Here is a 21,930-nt window from a genome sequence, read left to right on the forward strand (position 1 = left end):
GACCGCGGAGCGACTCGCGCTCGCTCACTCGATCCGCTCTGCGGCGTCCCGTTCGACGAGCGGCTTCGCGTTCGCGGCGGGGAGGGTGACGACGTCCTCGCTCGCGAGGTCGTACTCGCGCTCGTCGACGCCGAATATCTCGCCGACGTCGCGAGTGATCCGGACGGTCTCCCGGTCTATCTCCGGCGTGTCGGTTCCGTCCGTCGTCGGAGCCTCGATCCCTCCGGACGGGGCCGTCCCGTCCCCCATCGGTCCCGGATCGTCGGCCGTCCGGTCGCTCGCAGCCGTCTCCGGGCCGTCGGTCGTCGGTTTCGGGGCATGGGTCGTCTCCGGGCCGTCGGCGACCGGATCATCCACGCCCGGCGCACCGGGAGGCGCGGGGTCGGGTTCCACGGTCGTCGGGCCGCCGTCGGTGCTCGCGGTATCGGCCGTGGACGGGTTCGAGTCGCCGCCCATCGCTCCCGCCAGTACGTCCGAATTCGGGTCGGCTTCCGGCGGGACGGACCCCTCGGATTCCGGCGGGACGGCCTCGTCAGTCTCCCGTGTATCGGGGTCGTCCGAGGTTCCCGTCTCGGGTGGCGGGTCGGGTTCGCTCGCCGGCGACCCGGCGTCGTCGTCGCGGGGGGTCGGGGTTCCTGCCGGCTCCCCCTCCCGCTCGGGATCCGGAGGAGTTCCGTCGTCTCCCGCGGTCGGCACGTCGCCGGCCAGCGTCGCGAGGACCTCGGACTTGTTCGCGCGGATCCGCGCGACGAGGTCGTCGAAGAGCGCGCGCTCCTGGGTCGTCATCCCCTCGGTCTCGACGGACATCTCGGCCGCCGCGAACGACGCGAGCTTGACCACCTTGCCGACGCGGCGCTCGTAGAGCGCCTCCGCGACCTCCTCCGCGGTCTCGAGCTCGTCGGACATCCGCCGGACGTCGTCGTCCGAGAAGGGGTTGTCGACCTGCTCCGCGCGCCGGTCGCGCGCGGCGCGCAGGTCGGAGACGTACGCGGCGACGTCGTCGTAGAAGGCGTCCCGCAGGTGCTGGAGGCTGTCCTTGCGGCGTTCCTTCGCCTGTACCGAGCGCAGTTCGTCCAGATTCATCGTTCGGGGGCCTTCCGCGCCTCGCCGCGGGCCATCAGGAAGACGCCCGCGAACTCGGGTACGGTGTTCTCGCCGGCTTGGATCGTACACCTCTTTCCGTTTAGTTCTACCGTCCGATCGGCGTCGACGTCGATCCGGATGTCGCGGCCGACGAAGCGGTCGGGGACCGCGTCCCGAAGGGGGTCGAACGCGTCGAGTTCGTCGCGCGCGATCGGCGTGACGACGAGTCCCGACCCGCCGTGTAGCGTTCCGGGCAGGCGGATGAGCCGACGCGTGTCGGTCGTCACCGGCTCGTCGATCGGGGCGGCGTCGGTCGCGGCCACCCGAGCGGCGAGCGCGGAGACGAGCCGTCGGACGCCCGGCCCGCCGGCCTCGACGTTCCCCTCGCGGACCGCGTCGGGGTTGCGGTCGAACGCGCCCAGGATCGTCTTCGCGCGTCCCTCGCCGATCCCGTCGAGCTCCATCAGTCGCTCTCGGGCGTCCTCGTCGTCCATCTCCCGGAGGTCGTCGGCGTACTCGACGAGCGCCTCGTGGACGCGCGCGCCCCAGCCGCCCTCGGTGCGGAGCACGCGCTTCGTCGTGCCACGGTCCGAGACGGTCCGGATCAGTCCGTCGACGTCGAGGTCGATCGCGCGGACGTAGTCGACGACCTCCCGGCGGGCCTCGCTTCCCAGCTCTCGAATCGCCTCGTCGCGGACGTGGACGTGGTAGCCGCGTCCGCCCGAGAAGACGACCGAGAGGTCCTCGAAGGCGAAGTCGTTCTCGAGGAAGTCGAGCAGCCGAAGGAGGGCGTCCTTGCACGCCGCGAGCATCTCCCGATACGTCGCCTCCTCCGGGTCGACCCCCGGCAGGTGGTCGGCGTCGAGGTCGAAGACGAGGTCGGCGGAGCGCCACCCCTTTCTCGACATGGTCGACGCGCCGGGGTCGTCGTAGCGCGCGGCCGAGAAGTACGCGTGTCGCGGGGCGTTGTCCGCGAAGAACGTGTCGAGATCGCCCAGGTCGTACATCGACTGGTGGCGGACCATCGTCGTGCCCGCGCCGGGCGTCCACGGGATGTGTCCCCACTCGCGCAGGTGTGCGTCCGGCGGCGGCGACAGCGAGACCTCCCGGTAGTAGTCGCCGAACCGACCCCGGAGGTACTCCCGCGTCCGATCGTCCATCGTTCCGTCGTGTATCCGGGGTCGCCGTATAGGCGTGTCGCTCGCGGTCGAACCGACCCGACGTCGGGGCGACGCCTCGCGGCGACCACAACCCTTTGAATCGGGCTCCCCTACCGGTTCGCATGCGCTCGGAAGAGGAGATCCGCGAGCAGTACGAGTTCCTGTGCGAGGAGTTGGCCGACGAGGAGATGTCCCACCGCGGCGTCGAGGAGCTGTTCACCCACTACAAACGCGCGCTCGGATGGGTGTTGGAGAAGGAACACATGTAGCGCGCGCTCGATAGGTTTATTACTATCAACCCAATACTGTCAGGTGACGCTTCGTCTGGAGGGCCGAAGCGTCAGCGGGGACCAATTTCGAACGCCCGCCTCACGCGGCTTTTTTCCGCGTGGGGCCTGCGTTCGTTCTCGACGATCGAATCGCGAGCCGACGGCTCGTCGACGTTGACGTCTCGGTTCGGTGGGGGTCCCTCGAGTTCGCCGAGATAATGTCGGATCCCATATGTCAGTTAGACGCCGAAAACGGTCGTCGATCCGGGAATGATGGTCTCTTATTTGACAGTACTGAACGGCTCACATCGGTGCGATACGTGTCGGATGCTTCCGTATTCGGGATCGGATGTAACGGTATATTTATTTATTTTCCACATATATGTCCGCATAGCCGCATGTACGACCTCACAGGTTTCCAGCGCGACTTGCTCTACGTGATCGCCGGCCTCGAGGAGCCGCACGGACTGGCGATAAAGGACGAACTGGAGGACTACTACGAAAAGGAGATCCACCACGGCCGGCTCTATCCGAACCTCGATACGCTCGTCGAGAAGGGGCTCGTCGAGAAGGGACAACGCGACCGTCGCACGAACTACTACACGCTCACGCGCCGCGGACGACGCGAGATCGACGCCCGCACGGAGTGGGAGACCACGTACATCGAACACTGACCGACCCGACCCGTTCCCTTCCGTTCTCCCATCGATACGTCCGTCACGGACCCTCCTCCCATGGTAGCCCCCTGTTTTTTCGCGGCCGGGATACACACTAGTGTATGGACCGTGACACCGTAACACCCGAAGTGACCGAGTTCCCGGGCGAGCGAGCCCAGGAGTGGGTCGATTACCACCACCGATCGGCGGCACCGAGCACGTACGTCTACGAGTTCGTCTGGGACCGCAGCGCGCCCGCGACGGGGCCCTTCTGTACCGACGTCGACGGCAACGTCCTCATGGACTTCACGAGCCACGTCGCCGCCGCCCCGCTCGGGTACAACAACCCGCTCATCACCGAGCCGATGGAGGAGTTCGGGGTCGTCGACCCGACGAAGATCGCGGGTCAGGACTTCTACGTCTCCGACGGCAACCCGCCGGGCGAGGCGTCCCCCGGTCCCGCCGACCTCATGGACCGGCTCACCGACATCACCTCCCACTACGACATGGACACCGTCTTCCTCTCGAACTCCGGGGCGGAGGCGGTCGAGAACGCGATCAAGATCTCCTACGACGACGCCGACGGCGCGAAGTACGCGCTCACCTTCGAGGGTGCCTTCCACGGCCGGACGCTCGGCGCGCTCTCGCTCAACCGCTCGAAGTCCGTCTACCGCCGGGACTTCCCCGAGATGAGCGGCGTCCACGACGTGCCGTTCTGTGACGACCGGACCTGTTCGGCCGACACCTGCTCGTGCGGCTTCTTCGCCGGCGGCGAGTCCAAACTGCGCGAGAAGCTCGACCCGAAGAGCGGCCACATCGACCCCGACGAGGTGGCGTACCTGATCATGGAACCGATCCAGGGAGAGGGCGGCTACCGGTTCCCCTCGGAGGCGTTCACCGACGAGATCGCGGACCTCGTCGAGGAACACGACATCACCCTCATCGCCGACGAGATCCAGTCCGGGCTCGGCCGCACCGGCGAGATGTGGGGCGCGGACAACTACGCGCTCGAGCCCGACGTGATCACGAGCGCGAAGGGCCTCCGCGTCGGTGCCACCGTCTCCCGCTCGGACGTGTTCCCGGAGGAGACCGGTCGGATCTCCTCGACGTGGGGTGCCGGCGACGTCATCGGCGCGCTTCAGGGCTCGCTGACGATCGACGCGATCCGCGAGGAGGGACTCATGGAGAACGCCAGCGAACGCGGCCGGCAGTTCCTCGAGACGATGCGCGACGCCGACCCCGAGGGCGTCGTCGACGTCCGTGGGAAGGGACTCATGCTCGCCGTGGAGTTCGACACGACGGACCGCCGCGACGAGGTGGTCGACCGGGCGGTCCGACACGGACTTCTCACCCTCGCGTGCGGCCAGAAGGTGATCCGGATCCTCCCGCCGCTGGACGTCACCGAACGCGAGATCGAGCTCGGCTGTGAGCTCTTGACGGCCGCGATCGAGGACGTCGCCTGAGGGACCGTCGCGGGACGCCCGCTCGCCCCCGACCGCCGCCCGACCACCGACCGACCGCTACGGCCGATCCGGACCGCCCCGGACCATCACCGATAAACCGCCCGCCGCCCGACCGGTCGTATGGTCGAATCCGACGAGGGGACGCCCCCGTCGCTGGCCGACGGCGACGCCCCGTCGCTCCCGACGGACCGCGAGTCGGTCCGCGACGCGCTGGTCGAGTGGTACGAGGCGGACCACCGGGAGTTCCCGTGGCGGCGGACGGCCGACCCCTACGAGGTCCTCGTCAGCGAGGTGATGAGCCAGCAGACCCAACTCGACCGGGTCGTTCCCGCGTGGGAGGACTTCCTCGAGCGCTGGCCGACGGCCGCCGACCTCGCCGCCGCCGACCGAAGCGACGTGGTCGCCTTCTGGTCCGACCACTCGCTCGGGTACAACAACCGCGCGAAGTACCTCCACGAGGCGGCGACGCAGGTCGAAACGGAGTACGACGGGACGTTTCCCGAGACTCCCGGCGAGCTTCGGGAGCTGATGGGTGTCGGTCCCTACACCGCCAACGCGGTCGCCTCCTTCGCGTTCAACGCGGGCGACGCGGTCGTCGACACCAACGTGAAACGCGTGCTCTATCGGGCCTTCGACGTCCCGGACGACGAGGACGCCTTCGAGCGGGTCGCCTCGCTGCTCATGCCCGACGGCGAGTCGCGCGTCTGGAACAACGCGATCATGGAACTGGGCGGCGTCGCCTGCGGGAAGCAACCGCGGTGTGACGAGGCGGGCTGCCCGTGGCGCGAGTGGTGTCACGCCTACGGGACCGGCGACTTCACCGCGCCGGACGTTCCGACACAGCCGAGCTTCGAGGGGAGCAGGCGACAGTTCCGCGGGCGGATCGTTCGGCTCCTCGGCGAGCACGACGAGATGGATCTCGACACGCTCGGCCATCGGATTCGCGTGGACTACACTCCTGATGGGGAACACGGACGGGAGTGGCTGCGAGGTCTCCTTTCGGACCTCGCCGACGACGGTCTCGTCCGGATCGAGGAAGGGGACGATCGGACGGTCGCTCTGCTCCGATAGGGCGGTTCACCGCCGCGCCCGAACCGTCACTCGTTTAGCGTCGGAACCGAACGATCGGGTATGAGCGAGACCCTGGAGTCGGACCTCTATCAGCGGACGAAGGCGCTCCTCGAGCCCGGCGACATCGAACTCGTCGGCTGTATCGTCCACACGGAGCTTTCCGGCCAGGAGGACCTCGAGATGCACGAGCTCACCGTCGACGCCAACGAGGTCATCGCCGACCACGCCGGGAAGGGCGAGACGTTCATCGAGGCTGGCAACGACGACACCGACTTCTCCTCGAACCAGTTCCAGGGGCGCACCCTCGACGAGGAGGCGTTCGTCTGGGAGTGTCAACAGCTCCTGCGCGAGGGTACCTTCGACGTGGTGTTCTACTACGAGGCCGGCGTCGACCAGGAGGCGCTCGCCGCCGACCTGTCCGATCTCGACGGCGTCGACCGCGTGACGCAGGTGCCCTGACGGCTGCCCCGTCCGTGAGCGACACCGTCCTGATCCCCGGCGGCCGCGACGTGCGCGCGACGCTGGACGTCGCGGACGGCGACGATGTCGACACCGACGCCGACGCGGTCGTCGTCGCCTGTCCGCCGCACCCGCGACACGGCGGCCACCGCGGAGACGAGCGTCTGACCGCCGTCAGCGACGCGCTCGCCGACTTCGGGATCGACTGTCTGCGGTTCGACTACGGCGAGTACGACGAGGGGTACGGCGAGTGTACCGACGCCGACGACGCCGTCGGCTGGGCGATCGACCGATACGACCGGGTCGGGCTGTTCGGCTACTCCTTCGGCGGCACCGTCGCGCTCGTTACGGCCGCGAGTCGACCGGATCTCTCCGGCGTCTTCGCGCTCGCGCCGACCGATCGGCTCGCGGCCGATGTCGACGCGGTCGCCGCACTCGACGACCTCGCGGCGGGGAACGTCCCCGTTCGGATCGGGTACGCGACCCGCGACTCGACGGCCGACTGGGAGCCGGTGGTCGAGCGCGCGCGAGTGCTGGGGATCGGGACCGTCGCCTTCGAGTCCGACCACTTCTTCGTCGGACGCGCCGTCGACGTCGGCGAGGCGGCGGCGGCGTTTCTCGAACCGCGGTCGTGAGTCCGTTCGATGGCGACCCCGAAACGCCCCGCCGCCGACTGTAGAGTTTTGTACCTCGCGTGCGTCGTGTGGGACATGAACGGAGATACATCGGAATCCGACGCGGGCGAGTCGCTCTCACGGCTCGGCCGGGTCGCGCTCGGACTCGGGCTCGCGCTTCAGGCCTCCGAGGACTTCCGCGACATGGAGGACACGATAGACTACGCCGACTCCGCGGGCGTTCCGCTGCCCGAGATCGCGGCCCCGCTGGGATCCGGGACGATGGTCGTCGCCGGGTTGGGGATCGCGCTCTGGCGGCTCCCTCGGATCGCGACCGGCGCGGCCGCCACCTTCCTCGCGGTCATCACGGTGACGATGCACGACTTCTGGGACGCCGACGAGGACGACCGCGACGGTGAACGGCTGGCCTTCTTCGGGAACCTGGCGATGCTCGGCGGCGTGCTCGTCTTCCTCCGACGGGCGTATCGGTCCGAGTGAGTCGAGCGCGCCCGTAGTTTTATTTCTCCGTACCGTGTGATTACGAATACACACGGAACCGACCATGGCCCACGACACCACTGCCGCCGACACGTCGCCGCTCGAGTTCGCGTCGCGACGACGGGTCGTCGCGGCGATCGCCGACGACGCGGTCGAATCGGTGACCGACCTTCGACCTCGCGGCCGCGCCGAGGAGATCGAGGCCGCGCTTCGCGAGACCCACCTCCCCGCGCTCGAGGAGGCGGGCTACATCGAGTGGGACCCCGAGACCGGCGAGATCGAACCCGGGCCGAACTTCTCCGAGGCCGCCGACCACGTCGCCGACCTCCCGATCCCGGTCCACGACCCGGAGTCCGCCGACGACTGACCGGTTTTCCGATCTTTCGATTTCTCCGTTCCTCGGCTCTCCGATCTTCCGAATCACCGAACTCCGACGCTCAGCGGTCGACGAACCGGTCGCGTTCCGCCAGCGCGAGGTCGGTCCCGTAGCACTCGACGAGGGGCTCGAACGCCGACCCGAGCGCGCGCATACACGCCGCCGTCGAGACGTAGTCCAGTTCGTCGGCGACCGCCTCCCACGGACGGCCCTGTAACACCTTTCGGACGAGCAACCGCTCCTCGCGGTCGTCGAGGCTGACATCGCCGCTTCCGCCGACCAGCACCGCGACCGCGAGGTCGCGGAACGCGCCCGGCGCGACGTCGTACATCCCCGGACCGAACGACGCCCCGACGACGGCTCGCCACTCGTGGTCCGTGAGATCGATCGACTCGGACGCGGGACAGGCCGCGAGAGCGCCGCGGACCACGTCGGCGTCGACGTCGCGGTGGGCGTCCGAGAGCGCGTCGCGCTCGCGGTCCCGGAGGGCGACTGCGTGTCGGTCGAGCAGGGACCTCCCGGCCTCGCCGTCCGGCCGGAGCATGACTGCGGAGTACTCGCCGGAGGCGTCGTTGCGGGTGGTCGAGAGGTGGACGTTCCGGTAGCCCGCCCGCCGCCAGAAGCGGAGGAGCCGCGGCGTCGCGCCGAACCCGACCGAGAGGTAGTCCACGTCGTCCGCGAACTCCCCGTGAACCCGGTCGAGCAGGCGGGATCCGAGTCCGCGGTCGCGGACGGCGTGGTGGACCGCGATCCGGACGGTTCGGAGCCCGCGGGGCTCGGCGGCGGACTCGTCGCGGAGCTGGCTCGTGAGCACGTCCGGCACCATGTTCCCGCGGACGCGCTCGCCCTCGTACATCCCCGCGCGCGTCTCCGGGTCGAGCCCGCCCTCCCGGGCGCACAGCGCGACGGCGACGACGCGATCGCCGGCGACGAGGGCCCGCGCGGCGAGGTTCGGCGCGTCGAGCAGCCGCGCGAGGTCGTTCGGCTCCGTCCGGTAGTGCGCGGCCACGAGCAGCCCGAACGCCTCGCCGAGGAGGACCTCGTCGTCGAGCAGTTCGTCGGGCGCGAGCGCCCGGTACCGGACGTCGTCGACGGTCGTCCCGGCGACCGCCTCAGGGACCGCCGGGCGGGCGTCCAGGAGCAGCGCGCGTGCGACCCACGACTCCACCGGGTCCTCGCGGGCGTACCGGATCGGCTCGTCGAGCCGGACGTCGCGGACCGCGAAGTCGCTCTCGGCCAGCCGGTCGCGGAAGCGCACCGAGAAGCCGCGGCCGGCCCCCTCGTAGCCGTGAACCGTCGTACAGAACGCGACCGCGGGCGCGGCGAGGAACCGCTCGAGCAGCCGCACCGGGAGCGCGGCCGCCTCGTCGACGACGACGCAGTCCGGGTCCTCGGGGAGTTCGGCCGCGGTCGCCGGCGACGCGAACCGGACGCAGCCGCCGCTGGGAGCGCGGATCGTTCGAGCGTCGTTCGGGCTCGTCCCCTCGTCGCTGCCCTCGTCGTCGTCCGCACCGACGACCTCCCGGGCACGGGCGAACACCTCCGCGGCGTTGCGATAGGCGGGCGCGGTGACCAACACGTCGCTCCCGTCGAGCGCGAGCGCGCCGGCGGCGAGCCCGGCGGCGCTCGACTTCCCCCGTCCCCGATCCGATTCGACGACCACCGCGGACCCCGGTGTCGACAGCGACTCCAGCACGCGGACCGCGCGCGACTGGTCGGCGGTGAGACACGCCTCGTACACGGTTTCCGGAAACGTCGCGGTCGCGGGGCGGGTCGGCGGCGACCGCGCCCGCGCCGGCGACGGGTGGGTGAGCCCCTCGCGTTCGATCGTGGGCGTCCAGTCTCCGCTCCCACCGACCCCCTCTTCCGTTTCGCCCAGATCGACGACGGCGACGCCGGGATGCGTCCGTATCGTCCCCACGAGCCGCTCGCGGAACCGACCCGTCACGTCCGCGAGCGTGAACGGCGGAACCGCGAGCGACTCGTCGAAGCCGTCCCGCCGCCCCGGCCAGTCGTCGAGCGGGGGCGTCAAAAGCACCAAGAGCCCGCCGCCGTCGACCGCGCCCGCGGCTCGACCCAGTGCGTTCGGGACGAACCGGTCGTGACAGTCGAGAACGACGGCCTCTCGCGTTCGACCGAGGAGGTCGTTCGCGCCGCGCGGGGCGACTCGCTCGAATCGAAACCCCTCGCGGGTGGAGACGAGAGAGACGCTTCCCTCGTCGACGCCGATCGCCTCGATCGCGTCGTATGCGGCGTCGATGCCGCGGTCGCGGTCGCCGGCGAGCACGAGGAGCCGCCGCTGGTTCGCCCGTTCGGCCTCGCGTTTCAGGTCCCTCGCCAGCTCCGCGATCATTCGACGGCCCTTCTCGGGCGCGGGGGATGTACGTTGCCTTCGGCGGTCGCGGGCGAGGCGGCGTGGGGGCGGTCGTCGTCGTCCCCTCCGATGCGGGAGGCTTACGACGCCGGGGGACCTCCCTCCGGGCATGCCCACGGTCACGCTCATCGGCTCGCGGCTCGCGGACACGGGGCGCGAGTTCGTCTACGAGGGGGAGTCGTCCGACTGTGCGGGCTGTCCCTACCGAAGCCAGTGTCTCAACCTCTCGGTCGGGACGCGGTACCGGGTCACCGACGTGCGCGAGAACGCCCAGACGCTCGACTGTGCCGTCCACGACGCCGGCGTCCGCGCGGTCGAGGTCGAGCCCGCGCCGGTCCCCGCCAACGTCCCGTCGAAGGGCGCGTACGCCGGGAGCCGGGCGACGCTCGCCGGGCCGTGTCCCCACACCGAGTGCCCGAGCCACGAGTACTGCGTCCCCGACGGGGCCGACTTCGACGAGGAGCGCCGGATCGAGCGGGTGCTCGGAGACCCGCCGCACGACTACTGCGCGCTCGACCGAGAGTTGACGCTCGTGGAGTTCAAAGCCGAGGAGGAGTGAGCGGGCTCGGAAGAGCCGGCGTCGAACCGACCCTACAGCCCGGTGACCGCATCGAGCGTGATCCGGATCGCGCGCTCGACGTTGTCCTTCGCCTTCTCGGGGAGCTCGTCGTCGGAGTCGGCGCCCTTCTGGGTGCCCGCGACGAGGTTGCCGTCGACGGTACAGATCGCGCCGGCGGCCAGGCCCTTCCGGCGGGCGAGCGAGAACACGGTCGCGGCCTCCATCTCGATCGCCAGCAGGTTCGCGTCCTCCCAATCGACCACGTACTCGTCGCTCTCGTTGTAGAAGGCGTCGTCGGAGACGATGGGGCCGACGTGGACCTCCTCGTCGTTCGCCTCCGCGCCGTCGACGAGCGCGGAGAGCACCTCGTAGTCCGGGACCGCCGGGTACACTTCGTCTTCGTAGCGCTTGCTCGTCCCCTCCTCTTTGGCCGCGCCGGTCGCGACGACCATGTCGCCGACCTCCATGTCGGCCTGGAGCGCCCCGCAGGTGCCACAGCGGACGAACGTCTCGACGCCGACCCGCGAGAGTTCCTCGACGGCGATGGCCGCGGACGGGCAGCCGATCCCGGTCGAACAGATCGTGAGGTCGACGCCCTCGTAGGTCGCGTTGACGACCTTGTACTCGCGGTTCTCGGCGACGAGTTCGCTGTCGTCACACAGGTCCGCGATCCGGTCGACGCGGCCCGGGTCGCCGGGAACGATCGCGGTCTCGTGGACGTCGCCCTCCTCCACCAGCAGATGCGGCTGTTTCGCCATACGACCGTCTCCAGCGGCCGCGCGCAAAAACGACCCGGTACTCGGTGGGGGATCAGGCCTAGATCGCGATCGGATCGGAATTTGCTATACCGATATGAAGTGTATGGACGGTGGGTCGGCCGGATCGATCCCGACCGTCTCGGGTCGTAGTTCGTCTCGGAGGAATGGTGGTTATCGCGCGTGAAACACGGTCGCGGGAATTTATAACCGTTGGCGACCCAGAGACGGCAATGAGTTTCAGTCACGACCGTCGGGGCCAGTCGGTCGTGGTGGGGACGGTGATCCTCTTCGGCTTCCTGATCCTCGCGATGGCGACGTATCAGGTCCAGTTCGTACCCGCGGAAAACGAGGAGATCGAGTTCGAACACAGCCAGCAGGTGGAAGGGGAGTTCCTGGACCTGCGGAATTCTCTGTTATCTGCCAGTACGACTGGAGACTCCGGACCCGTTTCGCTCCAATTTGGGACTCGGTATCCACCCCGGACGTTCTTTTTGAATCCCCCACCCGTCTCGGGATCGTTATCAACGAGTGAACCACGTGAGCTACGTATCGAGAACGCTAACGTATCCGAAGACGGGAATATAGGAGATTTCTGGACGAATGGGCCGAATAATGACGCCGGAAATCTCACGTTCAACACCCGTTCGGTTCGATATTCAGTGAACTACAACGAGATCCAAGGAGATCCGGATCTGCTGTATGAACATTCGCTCGTCGTTGCGGAATTCGACGAAACCGCACTCGGAAGATCCGGACAGTCGCTCGTTCGTAATGAACAGCGTGTCGTGATGATCCCACTGCTTGATGGAGAACTCTCGGAGAGTGGTGTTGATCAGCAGAGCATCGAACCGAGGACCCTCTCGGCGAGTCAACGAACGGTAACACTGACGCGAGAAAACCCGACAGAACCATTAGAGATCGTTCTTCCGACGAGCGTCTCCGGGGATCAGCAACTTGAGCGACTCACAACTGAGTGGGATGACCGGATCGAAAACGGTACTGTTAGCGTAACTTCTGAAGATAATATTCGACTGACGATCAACGCCGAGTCGTACGAGCTTAGGATCGGAAAGGCTGGGATCGGGTCTGGGCTCACGGCTGAGGACGAATCGAGCGGATACATCGTGCGAATTCCAGAGAGTGGGACCGCTATCGTGGAGGTTCGTGATCGATATAATAACCCAGTCACGGGTGCGAAAGTTGATGTTTACAACAGTACGACTGCCACAGATCCCGAACAAACGCTTCGGACAGATTCGAACGGGCAAGTTCGATCTGAGAGTGGAACGGTCTTCACGATCAATGGTGTCGATGCTGACGGCACAGACGGCGAGGGCTACGAGAGAGTCGTTATCCCTTCGGAGACGTCTGACAGCAACGGGAATGTGTCTGGTCCGGAGGTATACGATACTGCCGTCTCACCCACAACTCTCCCACGTGGAAATTCGTTCAGTCTCACTTCCACGATCAGCAGCGTTGGCGACGGATCCCCGATACGAACTGGAACGCCGATCCAAGCCGCGGAAGTCCTTGCTGAACATGAGAATGGTACATCCTACACAACCTCGTTCAACTACGACCCGGATACCACGGAACGAACGTACAGCCTCTCTGAGGTGATATCTACGGACTCCTGGGAAACTGGTGCGTATGACGTTACGGTTCGAGGGCAGGATGCCAGTGGTCGCTGGACTGACGAAACGGAGGTAGGAACTGCTGAAGTAACGATTACCGAACCTACTAATGGAACACAGATCACCGAATTCAGTTCGGTCTTCGTGACGAATATGGTTGAGAACTCGAACAGTGAGAGTCAGACATTCTCCTTCTCGCTGGACGGAGATCTGGCAGAGGGAGAAGAAATCGTTATTGATCTCAACGATCCGCAGGATGTTGGTGGTCCTCCGGGCAGCCAAGAGGTCCAGTACAACGGGGCGACCGTAACGGTTGATGCTGGATCAGGAACTGCCGAAATCACCGTTGGAGGACCTAATGCGGAGATCGTCTATACGGCGGGATCTGGTGGTGATCCGAGTGGAATCGAACTCCAAGTCACGGTTGACGGCGTCAGTACCGGCGATGTCGCGGGTGAACAGTATAACGTCGTGTTCGAACAACCGGCAAGCGGGTCGACAGCGATGACGACGTTCGGTATCGCGCCCGCAGCGGGAGACCGGACTGTGAGTAACGACGTTAACGGAAACGTCTTTTCGACCGGATCACTGACCGTCGCATCAGATCACACAATCAGCGGTGATGCGAGTGGTAACGGTGATGTTACGATGAACTCCGGTTCGGAGGTGAGTGGGTCCGTCACGAGCGGTGGAGCGGTGACAGTCGGCCAAGAGTCCACTATTGGAGATAGCCTTGATGCGCAAGGAGATGTAACTTTGAATCTCCGCTCGGAAGTGGATGGACCCGTCACGAGTCGTGGAGCGGTGACGGTCGGTCAAGAGTCAGTCGTTGGAGGCGGTGTCGATGCGCAAGGGGATGTCACCACGAACTTCCGTTCGGAGGTGGGCGGAACCATCATCAGTGATGGAGCGGTGACAATCGGCCAAGAGTCGGTTGTCGGGGGAGGGGTAAACGCACGGGGTGATATCACACTGAATTTCGATTCAGAAGTGGATGGGACCGTCACGAGTGAGGGAGCAGTGACGATCGGACAGGATTCGATCATCAGAGGTGATGTCGTTGCCAGCGGCGACGTGACTATCGAACAGGGGGCCATCATCGAAGGCAGCGTGACTTCCGATGGACAGGTCTCTCTCGGTCAATCGAGTGCGGTTCAAGCGGACGTGTTCGTCGATTCTGCCGGTGACATCAGCTGTGGACAGGGGTCTACGATCAGCGGACAGAACTGTTCCACGTATGTCAACGAGAACTATTAGTGTCGCCAGTGTTCGACGACCGACGTAACACCCTATCGACACACCCATATGCCTGTCCCATGAACGACCGTTTATGACCGCAGTGGGGATCGACGCCATCGAGATCCGATCCGGAAAGCTCAAACTCGACTTACCGGGCACGTTCGCCCCGCAGAAGGGCGACGACCCGGAGAAGTACACGAAGGGACTCGGGCTCACGAACTCCTCGTTTCCGGACGTCTACGAGGACATCGTCACCATGGGCGCGAACGCGGCCAAGCGCCTGATGGACCGCAAGGGGCTCGTTCCCGACGACATCGGGCGGATCGACGTCGCCACGGAATCGGCGTTCGACCACTCCAAGCCCGTCTCGACGTACATCGCGGGGTGTCTCGAGAAGGTGTACGACGGCGACTTCGTCCACGCCAACAAGGGCGAGCGCAAGTTCGCCTGTGTCGCCGGCACGCAGGCCGTCGACGACGCGTACAACTGGATCCGCGCGGGGCGGAACCGCGGCCGGGCGGCGCTCGTGATCGCGACCGACACCGCGCTGTACGCCCGCGGCGACCCCGGCGAGGCGACCCAGGGCGCGGGCGCGGTCGCGATGCTTATCGCCGAGAAGCCGAACCTCGTCGAGCTCTCGGACGACCAGGGATACGGCTCGAAGGACGAGACGGACTTCCTGAAGCCGAACCAGCAGTTCCCGAGCGTCGACGGCAAGCGCTCGATGCAGGTGTACCTCTCGCGGATGCGCGAGGCGCTCGAGGACTACGAGTCGGTCGCGGGGAAGATCGAACTCGACGACTTCGCGTACGCCCCGTTCCACACGCCGTTCCCGGGGATGGTCCGGAAGGCCGCCCTGCTCGCGTACCGCCACGTGATCCGCGACACCGAGTACGAGGACGACCTCGCCGGCGAGATCGGCCGCCAGCCGCGCGAGGACGAGTACGACGACCGCGAGGCCTACGAGGAGGCGATCCGCGGCTACATGGACGATCTGAAGACGACGGAGCAGTATCGGACGTGGTACGACGACGCCGTCGAGCCCACGCTGGGGCTCTCCCGGGAGGTCGGAAACTGGTACACCTCCTCGGTCCACGTCGCCCGCGTGAGCGCCCTTCGCGACGCGCTCGCGCGTGACCGCGACTTCGTCGGCGAGACGCTGCTCGTCGCCTCCTACGGCTCCGGCGCGCAGGCCGAGATCCACGCCGAGACGGTTCGTGAGGGGTGGCGTTCGGAGGTCGACGCGCTCGACATCGACGACCAACTCGAGGACCGATACGACCTCTCGTGGGAGGAGTACGAGGACGTCCACGACATCCACGAGTACGACAAGGACCTCGACCGCGAGATCGAGGAATTCACCGCCCCCGAAGGGGAGTTCGTCTTCACCGGCTGGGGCCGGATGAACGAGCGGAAATACGAGTACGTCGAGTAGCCTCCCGGCGAGCCGTCAGGCCCGCCGTTCTCCGTGAAAACGGCTCACACGACGGCTCTCGAATACGATGGGTTTAAACGACCTTGGGCTGAATTCTCCCCTAATGGTAACCATCTACGACGTGCCGGCGGACGCCCTCATCGAGGCCGTCGCGGCGCGACTCGAGGACCGGATCGACGAGCCCGACTGGGTGGAGTTCACCAAGACCGGCGCGGGCAAGGAGCTCCCGCCCGAACAGGACGACTTCTGGTACGTCCGCTCGGCGAGTCTCCTCCGCAAGGTCGCCCAGAACGAGCCGGTCGGCATCGAGCGGCTCGCCACGGAGTACGGCTCGAAGAAGCGTGGCTCCAACCGATACATCGTCCGTCCCGGCGAGCACGAGAGCGGCTCCCGCAAGCTCATCCGTGCGTCGCTTCAGGCGCTCGAGGAGGAAGGGCTCGTCACCACCGCCGCCGGCGAGGGTCGCCGGGTGTCCGACGAGGGCGAGGCGTTCCTCTCGGAGGTCGCGACCGAGGTCTTCGAGGACCTCGACCGGCCGGAACTCGAACGCTACGCCTGAGACCGGTCTTCTCCGTTTTTCGCGTTTCGTCGCGCCGTGAGCCGTCGGCTCGTCGGCGTCAGGGCTGCTCGATTCCGTCGACGTCCACTTTTCAGCACGATTCGAGGTAGAGCCCCCGACCTCAAGGAGCGACCGTGTAGTATACTCTATAACGATATATCAAAATTGAATTCGGCAGATCGGCCGCGTGTTCGTCTCGGCCAGTCTCGCCTCGACCTCCGGACGTATCCCCCGCCACGCCGAACGTCTCCCATGGACGACCCAACCGGTACCGTCCGACTTCGAGCGGATCGTCGGGTGATCCGACGATGACGGGGCGCGACGCTCGCGAGGACCGATTCGCGACGATCGCCGTCGGGGCAGCCGGCAACGCGACGCGTTCTCACGGGCGCGGGGCGCACGACGTCGTCCCGCCGGTCCATCTCTCGAGCACCTTTCGGTGGGCCGACGGTGACGACGCCAACGAACACGACTACTCCCGCGAGAGCAACCCGACGAGGGCGGCTCTCGAGGTGCGGTTGGCCCGTCTCGAAGGCGGTGACCACGGGCTGGCGTTCGCTTCGGGAATGGCCGCCATCTCGACGACGGTCCTGTCGCTGGTCCCGCCGGGAGGTCACGTCGTCTCGTCGGACTCCGTCTACGGCGGGACCGAGAAGCTGCTCACGGAACTCGTCGCCGGTCACTTCGGCGTCGACGTCGACTTCGTCGACGCCCGCGACCCCGAAAACGTCGCCGATGCCGTCGACCCGGATACCGACCTGATCTGGGCGGAGACGCCGACGAATCCGCTGGTGCGGTTGTGTGACGTCCGATCGATGGCCGACGTCGCCGATGACCACGACGTCCCGTTCGGGGTCGACAGCACGTTCGCGAGCCCGTACTTCCAGGCTCCGCTCGAACTGGGTGCCGACGTCGTCGTCCACAGCACCACGAAGTATCTCAACGGACACTCCGACTCCATCGGCGGTGCCGTCATCACCGACGACGACGCGGTCTTCGAGAAGCTGGCGTTCTCCCAGCGGATCGGGCTCGGGAACGTGCTCTCGCCGTTCGACTGTTATCTGGTCGCGCGGGGCATCAAGACGCTCCCGGCACGGATGGAACACCACGAGGAGAACGCGACGGCGGTCGCGAGGTTCCTCGAGGACCACGATCGGGTCGTTCGGGTTCGCTATCCGGGTCTCGAGAGCCATCCGCAACACGACCTCGCGAGCGAACAGATGTCGGGGTACAGCGGGATGCTGTCGTTCGAGTTCGACGGCACACTCGTCGAGCTCGAAGCGTTCGTCGAGGGCCTCGACGTGTTCACGCCGGGAGCCAGTCTCGGGGGCGTCGAGAGCCTCATCGAGGTGCCGTCGCTGATGCTCCCCGACGAGGTGAGTCACGGGGAGGCCACGGCGGAGATCCCCGAGACGCTGGTTCGGGTGTCGGTCGGCCTCGAAGACGCCGACGACCTCCGTGAGGACCTCCGGTCGGCGCTCCCGTAGGTTCGCGCTTCTCCTCGATCGGTTCGGGTCGGTTCGAGAGTCGCCCCGGAGGTCGCTCCGGCGGTGAACGTTCGCGTCACCCGGTGTTCTTCATCCCGGCCGCGATCCCGTTGACGGTGAGCCGGAGGGTTCGCTCCTCCGCCTCCGTCCGGTCGCCCCGCCCGAGCAGGTCGGCTTGGAGCAGGTTGAGCGGGTCGACGTAGGGGTTCCGCCGCTCGAGGCTCTCGGCGAGCCAGTCGCGCCGGATGAGCTCGTCGCGACCGCTGATCGCGAGCACGAGCTCCCGTCCGCGTTCGTACTCTCCGACGAGTTCCGGGAAGAACCGCTCTCGGAGGTCGTCGTCGGCCAGGTCGGCGTACTCGGCGGCGATCTCCGGCTCCGTCCGCGCGAGCGCGAGCGCGGCGTTGTCGAGCGTCGTCCGGAAGAACGGCCACTCCTCGTACATCTCCCGGAGCGTCTCGAGGCCCGCCTCCTCGCCGACCGCCTCGAGGTAGGCGTCGAGTCCGGACCCCAGCGCGTACCAGCCGGGGAGGATGAGCCGGGTCTGCGTCCACGAGAACACCCACGGGATCGCCCTGAGGTCCTCGACGGTGCGCTCCCCGCTCCGGGAGGCGGGCCGGGACCCGAGGTTGAGGTCCTCGACGACGGAGATGGGCGTCGCCTGTCCGAAATAGGAGACGAACCCGTCGGTGTTCAACAGGTCGCGGTAGGTGTTCCGGGCGGCCGGGACCATCGTCTCCATCGCGTCGACCCACTCGTCGGGAACGTCCTCCGTCGGCTCCTCGTTGGCCTCGTGGCGGGCGCGGATCTGCGCGTCGAGCATCTGTTCGAGTTCGCGCTCGGCGATCCGGTGGTTTGCGTACTTCTCGGCTATCGCCTCGCCCTGCTCGGTGAACTTCACCTGCCCGGTGACCGTCTCGTTCGGGAGCGCGAGCAGCGCCTCGTTCATCGGCCCGCCGCCGCGGGAGATGGACCCGCCCCGACCGTGGAACAGCCGGAGGGTGACGTCCTCCTCGCGGCAGAAGCTCGCGAGCCGGCGCTGGTTCTTGTAGAGGTCCCAGTTGGCCGCGAGAAAGCCGTTCTCCTTGTTGGAGTCGGAGTAGCCCAACATTACCTCCTGGATCTCCCCTCTGGTCTCGAGGGCGGTTCCGTACGCCTCGTTCTCGAAGAGCGTCCCGAGGATCCGCTCCGCGCCGTTGAGCGCGGACTCGGTCTCTAAGAGCGGGACGACGTCGAGCCCGCAGTGGTCCGGAAGCGAGACGACGCCGACCTGGTCGGCTAAGAAGAGCACCTCGAGGACGTGGCTCGGCTCCTCGGTCATCGAGATGCAGTAGGTGTCTATCGCCTGGGACCCGTACTCCGCCTGCCAGTCGGCGAGCTCGCGGAAGCGACGGAACACGCGGTCGGTCGTCTCGGAGACGTCGCCGGGCTCCTCGGCGTCGACGACGGGCTCCTCCTGGAGGATCGCCTCGGTGAGGAACTCGGTGCGGGCCTCCTCGTCCATTCCGCGGTAGTCGACCCCCTCGGCCGCGACCGCCTCGGCGACGGCGTCGGTGTGGTTCTCGCGGTGGTCCCGGAGGTCGAGCGACGCGAGGACGAACCCGAACGTGTCGACCTGGCGGCGGAGCGGCTCGATGAACGACGTGCGGACCACGTCGTTGCGGTCGACCGTCAGCGACTCCGCGATGACCTCGAGATCCGCGAGGAACGCCTCGCCGTCGGGATACCCGCCCGGCCGCACGTCGTCGACGCGATCGAGCCGCTCGCGCATCAGCTTCAGCTTCTGGCGGTACGGCTCGTCGGGGTACCGCTCGCGGGCCTCCTTCACCACCGTCGGGAAGCGCTCGGCGTCCGCCGCGAGCGACTCCCGAAGCGGGCCGTCCACCGCGTACCGGTCGCCGTCCTGGCTCAACACCGCCGAGAGCCGCTTACACTGGTCGCGGTACTTGTCGATGGCGACCGCCCGCTGTCGCTCGAGCGTCTCCGCCGTCACCTCCGGCGTGACGAACGGGTTGCCGTCGCGGTCGGAGCCCGCCCACGAGCGGAACTCGAACAGCTTCGGGCAGTCGACGTCCTCGTACTCGCTCGAGATCGTCTCCTCGAACTCCTCGTAGGCGTCGCCGACCACGTCGAACAGCGTGTTCTCGAGGTACCACTGGACGTTTCGGGCCTCGTCTGCGGGCTCCGGACGGCGCTGGCGCACCTGTCGGGTCCCCCAGAGGCTCGTCACCTCGGCGGTGACGTCGCGCCAGACGGCGTCGCGCTCGCGGTCGGTCATGTCGCGCTCGTCCAGCTCCTCGAGGTGGGTCGCGATCGAGCGGAGCTTCGCCTTGACGGTCGCCCGCCGCGCCTCCGTCGGGTGGGCGGTGAACGTCGGCTCGATGAGCACGTCCGCGAGCAGCTCCTCGAACTCGTCGGCCTCGACGCCGGCCGCCGCGAGCTCCGAGACCGTCGCCTCGAGGGAGTCGTGTAACGAGCCGTCGGCGTCCGCGTTCCTGACCGAGCGGACCCGCTCGCGCTCCTCCGCGAGGTTGATCAGCTCGAAGTACGTCGTAAACGCCCGCGCGACGACGTCCTGACGAGGTCCCGAGAGGTCGTCGATCGTCTCCTCGAGGACGCCACGACTCGACGCGTCGCCTTGGCGGTACTCGATCGCGGCGGTCCGGAGGTCCTCGACCGTCTCGTAGGCCTCCGTCGAGGTCTGTGCGGCGAGGACGTCGCCCAGCAGCGCGCCGAGCTCGCGGACGTCCGTCCGCACGCTCCGATTGTGCAACTCCATACCATCCACACTTCGGTGGGTTCCGGTTAAAACCGCCGTATCCCCGAACGTTTGCCTCGGATTCGAGTGAACGTTCACGATCGTTTGCGTGTGGACTTCGCCGAGGCGCCGTCGGGGGCCTCGCTTCGACCCGGGGAGAACCGGCGGGTTCGTCACCCTTTTTACCGGTCCATCCCGAACCGATCGTATGAGCATGTCCGACAAGTACCCGGCCGAGTCCGGGCGGCGGCGCTTCGTCAAGGGCGTCGTCGGCGGCGCGGCCCTCGCGGGGGTCGGCGCGACGGGGTCGGTGACGGTGAACACCCTGACGACGGCGGGCGGCGTCGGCGGCGGTCAGACCACCGCGATGACGATCGCCAAGGTGACCGGACCGGCTCCGCGCGGACTCCCGCAGATCCCGGTCCGCGTCACCGACGACGGGTACATCGAGGGGATCTGGCCCGAGGTCCAGACGATCGAGCAGAACGGGGTGGAGATCGAAGTCGCCCAGGAGCAGCTCGGCGGGCGCACGTACTCCGGCGCGTGGTTCCAGTACTGCGGCGTGGAGTCACAGGAGAACGTGGCACCGAACTTCGAGTCGGACAACCTCTTCCGGGCGGAGACGGGCCAGTACGAGTGGCAGGACGACACGTACGACTCGGGCGACCGCATCCACATCGACGACTTCCAGAACTACGACACGTGGGGCAACGGCGTCGGGAGCGACGGTGTCGGCAAGCCGGCGGCCGTGACGTGGCGCTCGGAGGACGCGGACTCCAGTCTCAACGCGACCGTCATCCGCTCGACGCGGATCGAGGAGGCCGCCCAGGAGGACGAGTGGATCGAGGCCTCGACCGACCAGGGGTTCATGGCGTACCTCAACGTCTGTACGCACTTCTGTTGTATCCCCGGCTACAAACAGCTCGAGGAGTCCTCCCGGTACGGCGTCGGCGACGGGACCTACTGCGTCTGTCACCAGTCCGGCTACGACCCGTTCACGCTCGAACAGGCGCTGTTCGTCGCGCGGCCGCGTCCGGACTGACCGCGTAGCGCGGCGTTTTTCCCTCGTTCGTCCGAAGCGCGTCCATGAGCGACGACGACCCGCGGTCGGAGGGCGGCGACGAACGTGACGACGACCACGAACGCGGCGACGACCACGAACGCGACGACGAGCGCGACGAGTTCGCGGCCGAACTCGAGCGCGCCCGCGATCTGCTCGACGGCGACGAGATAGAGGCGGTTCACGTCGGCGTCGTCCGCGACGGCGAGGTGGACACCACGTTCGCCCAGCGAACCGCCGACGACCCCGAGTCGGAGGGGTTGCGCGCGCTCGCGCTGCTCGCGGCGCACGTCCAACTGGTCGCGGACGAGGCGGGCGTCGAGGCGTCGACCGTCGCCGGCGACGCCGCGACGCTCGCGGGGCGGGTCGAACGGATCCCCGCAAACACCGAAGACCTGCCCGAGGAGTAGCCCCGTCG

At 67.3% G+C, this 21,930-nt stretch carries 20 protein-coding genes; 15 read left to right on the top strand and 5 right to left on the bottom strand.

Going from position 1 to position 21,930, the window contains the following annotated elements; genetic code table 11:
* Positions 1-24: 24 nt before the first annotated feature.
* Positions 25-1,083, bottom strand: coding sequence for a DNA replication complex subunit Gins51 (locus tag F3H10_RS06680; protein WP_149784020.1), 1,059 nt, complete (start codon positions 1,081-1,083; stop codon positions 25-27).
* Complete coding sequence (priS, locus tag F3H10_RS06685) at positions 1,080-2,243, bottom strand: DNA primase small subunit PriS (RefSeq protein WP_149784021.1); 1,164 nt, start codon at positions 2,241-2,243, stop codon at positions 1,080-1,082. The genes F3H10_RS06680 and priS overlap by 4 nt, the downstream gene beginning before the upstream one ends.
* Positions 2,244-2,365: 122 nt before the next feature.
* Here priS and F3H10_RS16015 point away from each other — a divergent pair, with 122 nt between their 5' ends.
* The 8 genes from F3H10_RS16015 (at position 2,366) to F3H10_RS06720 (ending at position 7,640) form a co-directional block, all read left to right on the top strand.
* Positions 2,366-2,512, top strand: a complete 147-nt coding sequence (locus F3H10_RS16015) for a hypothetical protein (protein ID WP_188127887.1) — start codon at positions 2,366-2,368, stop codon at positions 2,510-2,512.
* A 398-nt stretch (positions 2,513-2,910) separates the two neighbouring features.
* A complete protein-coding gene (locus tag F3H10_RS06690; RefSeq protein WP_066411259.1) occupies positions 2,911-3,186 on the top strand; it encodes a PadR family transcriptional regulator in 276 nt (91 codons plus the stop codon).
* Between the two features lie 104 nt (positions 3,187-3,290).
* Positions 3,291-4,631, top strand: a complete 1,341-nt coding sequence (locus F3H10_RS06695; RefSeq protein WP_149784022.1) for an aminotransferase class III-fold pyridoxal phosphate-dependent enzyme — start codon at positions 3,291-3,293, stop codon at positions 4,629-4,631.
* 120 nt (positions 4,632-4,751) lie between these two features.
* Entirely contained in the window at positions 4,752-5,702 is a 951-nt protein-coding gene (locus F3H10_RS06700) for an HhH-GPD family protein (protein WP_149784023.1), read from the top strand.
* Between the two features lie 60 nt (positions 5,703-5,762).
* Positions 5,763-6,161: a DUF5778 family protein gene (locus tag F3H10_RS06705; protein ID WP_149784024.1), complete on the top strand. Its 399-nt coding sequence runs from the start codon at positions 5,763-5,765 to the stop codon at positions 6,159-6,161.
* A gap of 14 nt (positions 6,162-6,175) precedes the next feature.
* The gene (locus F3H10_RS06710) at positions 6,176-6,796 is read left to right on the top strand and encodes an alpha/beta hydrolase (RefSeq protein ID WP_149784025.1); all 621 of its coding nucleotides are present in this window, start codon (positions 6,176-6,178) and stop codon (positions 6,794-6,796) included.
* Positions 6,797-6,871: 75 nt separating this feature from the next.
* Positions 6,872-7,273 (top strand): DoxX family protein, encoded by a 402-nt coding sequence (locus F3H10_RS06715; protein ID WP_149784026.1) that lies wholly within the window; start codon positions 6,872-6,874, stop codon positions 7,271-7,273.
* 64 nt (positions 7,274-7,337) lie between these two features.
* Complete coding sequence (locus tag F3H10_RS06720; RefSeq protein ID WP_149784027.1) at positions 7,338-7,640, top strand: DUF7344 domain-containing protein; 303 nt, start codon at positions 7,338-7,340, stop codon at positions 7,638-7,640.
* A gap of 70 nt (positions 7,641-7,710) precedes the next feature.
* Here F3H10_RS06720 and tmcA read toward each other — a convergent pair whose 3' ends face one another.
* A complete protein-coding gene (gene tmcA / locus F3H10_RS06725) occupies positions 7,711-10,002 on the bottom strand; it encodes a tRNA(Met) cytidine acetyltransferase TmcA (protein ID WP_149784028.1) in 2,292 nt (763 codons plus the stop codon).
* A gap of 130 nt (positions 10,003-10,132) precedes the next feature.
* Between tmcA and F3H10_RS06730 the strand changes: the two genes are divergently transcribed.
* Complete coding sequence (locus tag F3H10_RS06730) at positions 10,133-10,582, top strand: UPF0179 family protein (protein ID WP_149784029.1); 450 nt, start codon at positions 10,133-10,135, stop codon at positions 10,580-10,582.
* A gap of 32 nt (positions 10,583-10,614) precedes the next feature.
* Here the strand turns inward: F3H10_RS06730 and F3H10_RS06735 are convergent, their stop codons facing one another.
* Positions 10,615-11,340, bottom strand: a complete 726-nt coding sequence (locus tag F3H10_RS06735; RefSeq protein WP_149784030.1) for a nucleoside phosphorylase — start codon at positions 11,338-11,340, stop codon at positions 10,615-10,617.
* A gap of 230 nt (positions 11,341-11,570) precedes the next feature.
* On the opposite strand from F3H10_RS06735, the gene F3H10_RS06740 reads away from it, so the two are divergent.
* From F3H10_RS06740 to F3H10_RS06755, 4 genes are all read left to right on the top strand, one after another.
* Entirely contained in the window at positions 11,571-14,231 is a 2,661-nt protein-coding gene (locus tag F3H10_RS06740; protein WP_188127888.1) for a polymer-forming cytoskeletal protein, read from the top strand.
* A 73-nt stretch (positions 14,232-14,304) separates the two neighbouring features.
* A complete protein-coding gene (gene hmgB, locus F3H10_RS06745) occupies positions 14,305-15,648 on the top strand; it encodes a hydroxymethylglutaryl-CoA synthase (protein WP_149784032.1) in 1,344 nt (447 codons plus the stop codon).
* A 103-nt stretch (positions 15,649-15,751) separates the two neighbouring features.
* Complete coding sequence (locus F3H10_RS06750; RefSeq protein ID WP_149784033.1) at positions 15,752-16,207, top strand: 30S ribosomal protein S19e; 456 nt, start codon at positions 15,752-15,754, stop codon at positions 16,205-16,207.
* A gap of 308 nt (positions 16,208-16,515) precedes the next feature.
* Positions 16,516-17,694, top strand: coding sequence for a trans-sulfuration enzyme family protein (locus F3H10_RS06755; RefSeq protein ID WP_149784034.1), 1,179 nt, complete (start codon positions 16,516-16,518; stop codon positions 17,692-17,694).
* A gap of 76 nt (positions 17,695-17,770) precedes the next feature.
* Here the strand turns inward: F3H10_RS06755 and ppc are convergent, their stop codons facing one another.
* A complete protein-coding gene (gene ppc, locus F3H10_RS06760) occupies positions 17,771-20,473 on the bottom strand; it encodes a phosphoenolpyruvate carboxylase (RefSeq protein WP_149784035.1) in 2,703 nt (900 codons plus the stop codon).
* A 187-nt stretch (positions 20,474-20,660) separates the two neighbouring features.
* Here ppc and F3H10_RS06765 point away from each other — a divergent pair, with 187 nt between their 5' ends.
* Both F3H10_RS06765 and F3H10_RS06770 read left to right on the top strand, forming a co-directional pair.
* The gene (locus F3H10_RS06765) at positions 20,661-21,494 is read left to right on the top strand and encodes a ubiquinol-cytochrome c reductase iron-sulfur subunit (protein ID WP_149784036.1); all 834 of its coding nucleotides are present in this window, start codon (positions 20,661-20,663) and stop codon (positions 21,492-21,494) included.
* Between the two features lie 44 nt (positions 21,495-21,538).
* Complete coding sequence (locus tag F3H10_RS06770) at positions 21,539-21,922, top strand: hypothetical protein (RefSeq protein WP_223174233.1); 384 nt, start codon at positions 21,539-21,541, stop codon at positions 21,920-21,922.
* Positions 21,923-21,930: the final 8 nt, after the last annotated feature.

The organism is Halorubrum aquaticum (assembly GCF_900113615.1).
GTDB classification, from domain to species: domain Archaea; phylum Halobacteriota; class Halobacteria; order Halobacteriales; family Haloferacaceae; genus Halorubrum; species Halorubrum aquaticum.

Excerpts from the sequence above, each read along its gene's own strand:
- F3H10_RS06680 (WP_149784020.1), bottom strand. The coding sequence starts at position 1,083 with ATGAATCTGGACGAACTGCGCTCGGTACAGGCGAAGGAACGCCGCAAG.
- priS (WP_149784021.1), bottom strand. The coding sequence starts at position 2,243 with ATGGACGATCGGACGCGGGAGTACCTCCGGGGTCGGTTCGGCGACTAC.
- F3H10_RS16015 (WP_188127887.1), top strand. The coding sequence starts at position 2,366 with ATGCGCTCGGAAGAGGAGATCCGCGAGCAGTACGAGTTCCTGTGCGAG.
- F3H10_RS06690 (WP_066411259.1), top strand. The coding sequence starts at position 2,911 with ATGTACGACCTCACAGGTTTCCAGCGCGACTTGCTCTACGTGATCGCC.
- F3H10_RS06695 (WP_149784022.1), top strand. The coding sequence starts at position 3,291 with ATGGACCGTGACACCGTAACACCCGAAGTGACCGAGTTCCCGGGCGAG.
- F3H10_RS06700 (WP_149784023.1), top strand. The coding sequence starts at position 4,752 with ATGGTCGAATCCGACGAGGGGACGCCCCCGTCGCTGGCCGACGGCGAC.
- F3H10_RS06705 (WP_149784024.1), top strand. The coding sequence starts at position 5,763 with ATGAGCGAGACCCTGGAGTCGGACCTCTATCAGCGGACGAAGGCGCTC.
- F3H10_RS06715 (WP_149784026.1), top strand. The coding sequence starts at position 6,872 with ATGAACGGAGATACATCGGAATCCGACGCGGGCGAGTCGCTCTCACGG.
- F3H10_RS06720 (WP_149784027.1), top strand. The coding sequence starts at position 7,338 with ATGGCCCACGACACCACTGCCGCCGACACGTCGCCGCTCGAGTTCGCG.
- tmcA (WP_149784028.1), bottom strand. The coding sequence starts at position 10,002 with ATGATCGCGGAGCTGGCGAGGGACCTGAAACGCGAGGCCGAACGGGCG.
- F3H10_RS06730 (WP_149784029.1), top strand. The coding sequence starts at position 10,133 with ATGCCCACGGTCACGCTCATCGGCTCGCGGCTCGCGGACACGGGGCGC.
- F3H10_RS06735 (WP_149784030.1), bottom strand. The coding sequence starts at position 11,340 with ATGGCGAAACAGCCGCATCTGCTGGTGGAGGAGGGCGACGTCCACGAG.
- F3H10_RS06740 (WP_188127888.1), top strand. The coding sequence starts at position 11,571 with ATGAGTTTCAGTCACGACCGTCGGGGCCAGTCGGTCGTGGTGGGGACG.
- hmgB (WP_149784032.1), top strand. The coding sequence starts at position 14,305 with ATGACCGCAGTGGGGATCGACGCCATCGAGATCCGATCCGGAAAGCTC.
- F3H10_RS06750 (WP_149784033.1), top strand. The coding sequence starts at position 15,752 with ATGGTAACCATCTACGACGTGCCGGCGGACGCCCTCATCGAGGCCGTC.
- F3H10_RS06755 (WP_149784034.1), top strand. The coding sequence starts at position 16,516 with ATGACGGGGCGCGACGCTCGCGAGGACCGATTCGCGACGATCGCCGTC.
- ppc (WP_149784035.1), bottom strand. The coding sequence starts at position 20,473 with ATGGAGTTGCACAATCGGAGCGTGCGGACGGACGTCCGCGAGCTCGGC.
- F3H10_RS06765 (WP_149784036.1), top strand. The coding sequence starts at position 20,661 with ATGAGCATGTCCGACAAGTACCCGGCCGAGTCCGGGCGGCGGCGCTTC.
- F3H10_RS06770 (WP_223174233.1), top strand. The coding sequence starts at position 21,539 with ATGAGCGACGACGACCCGCGGTCGGAGGGCGGCGACGAACGTGACGAC.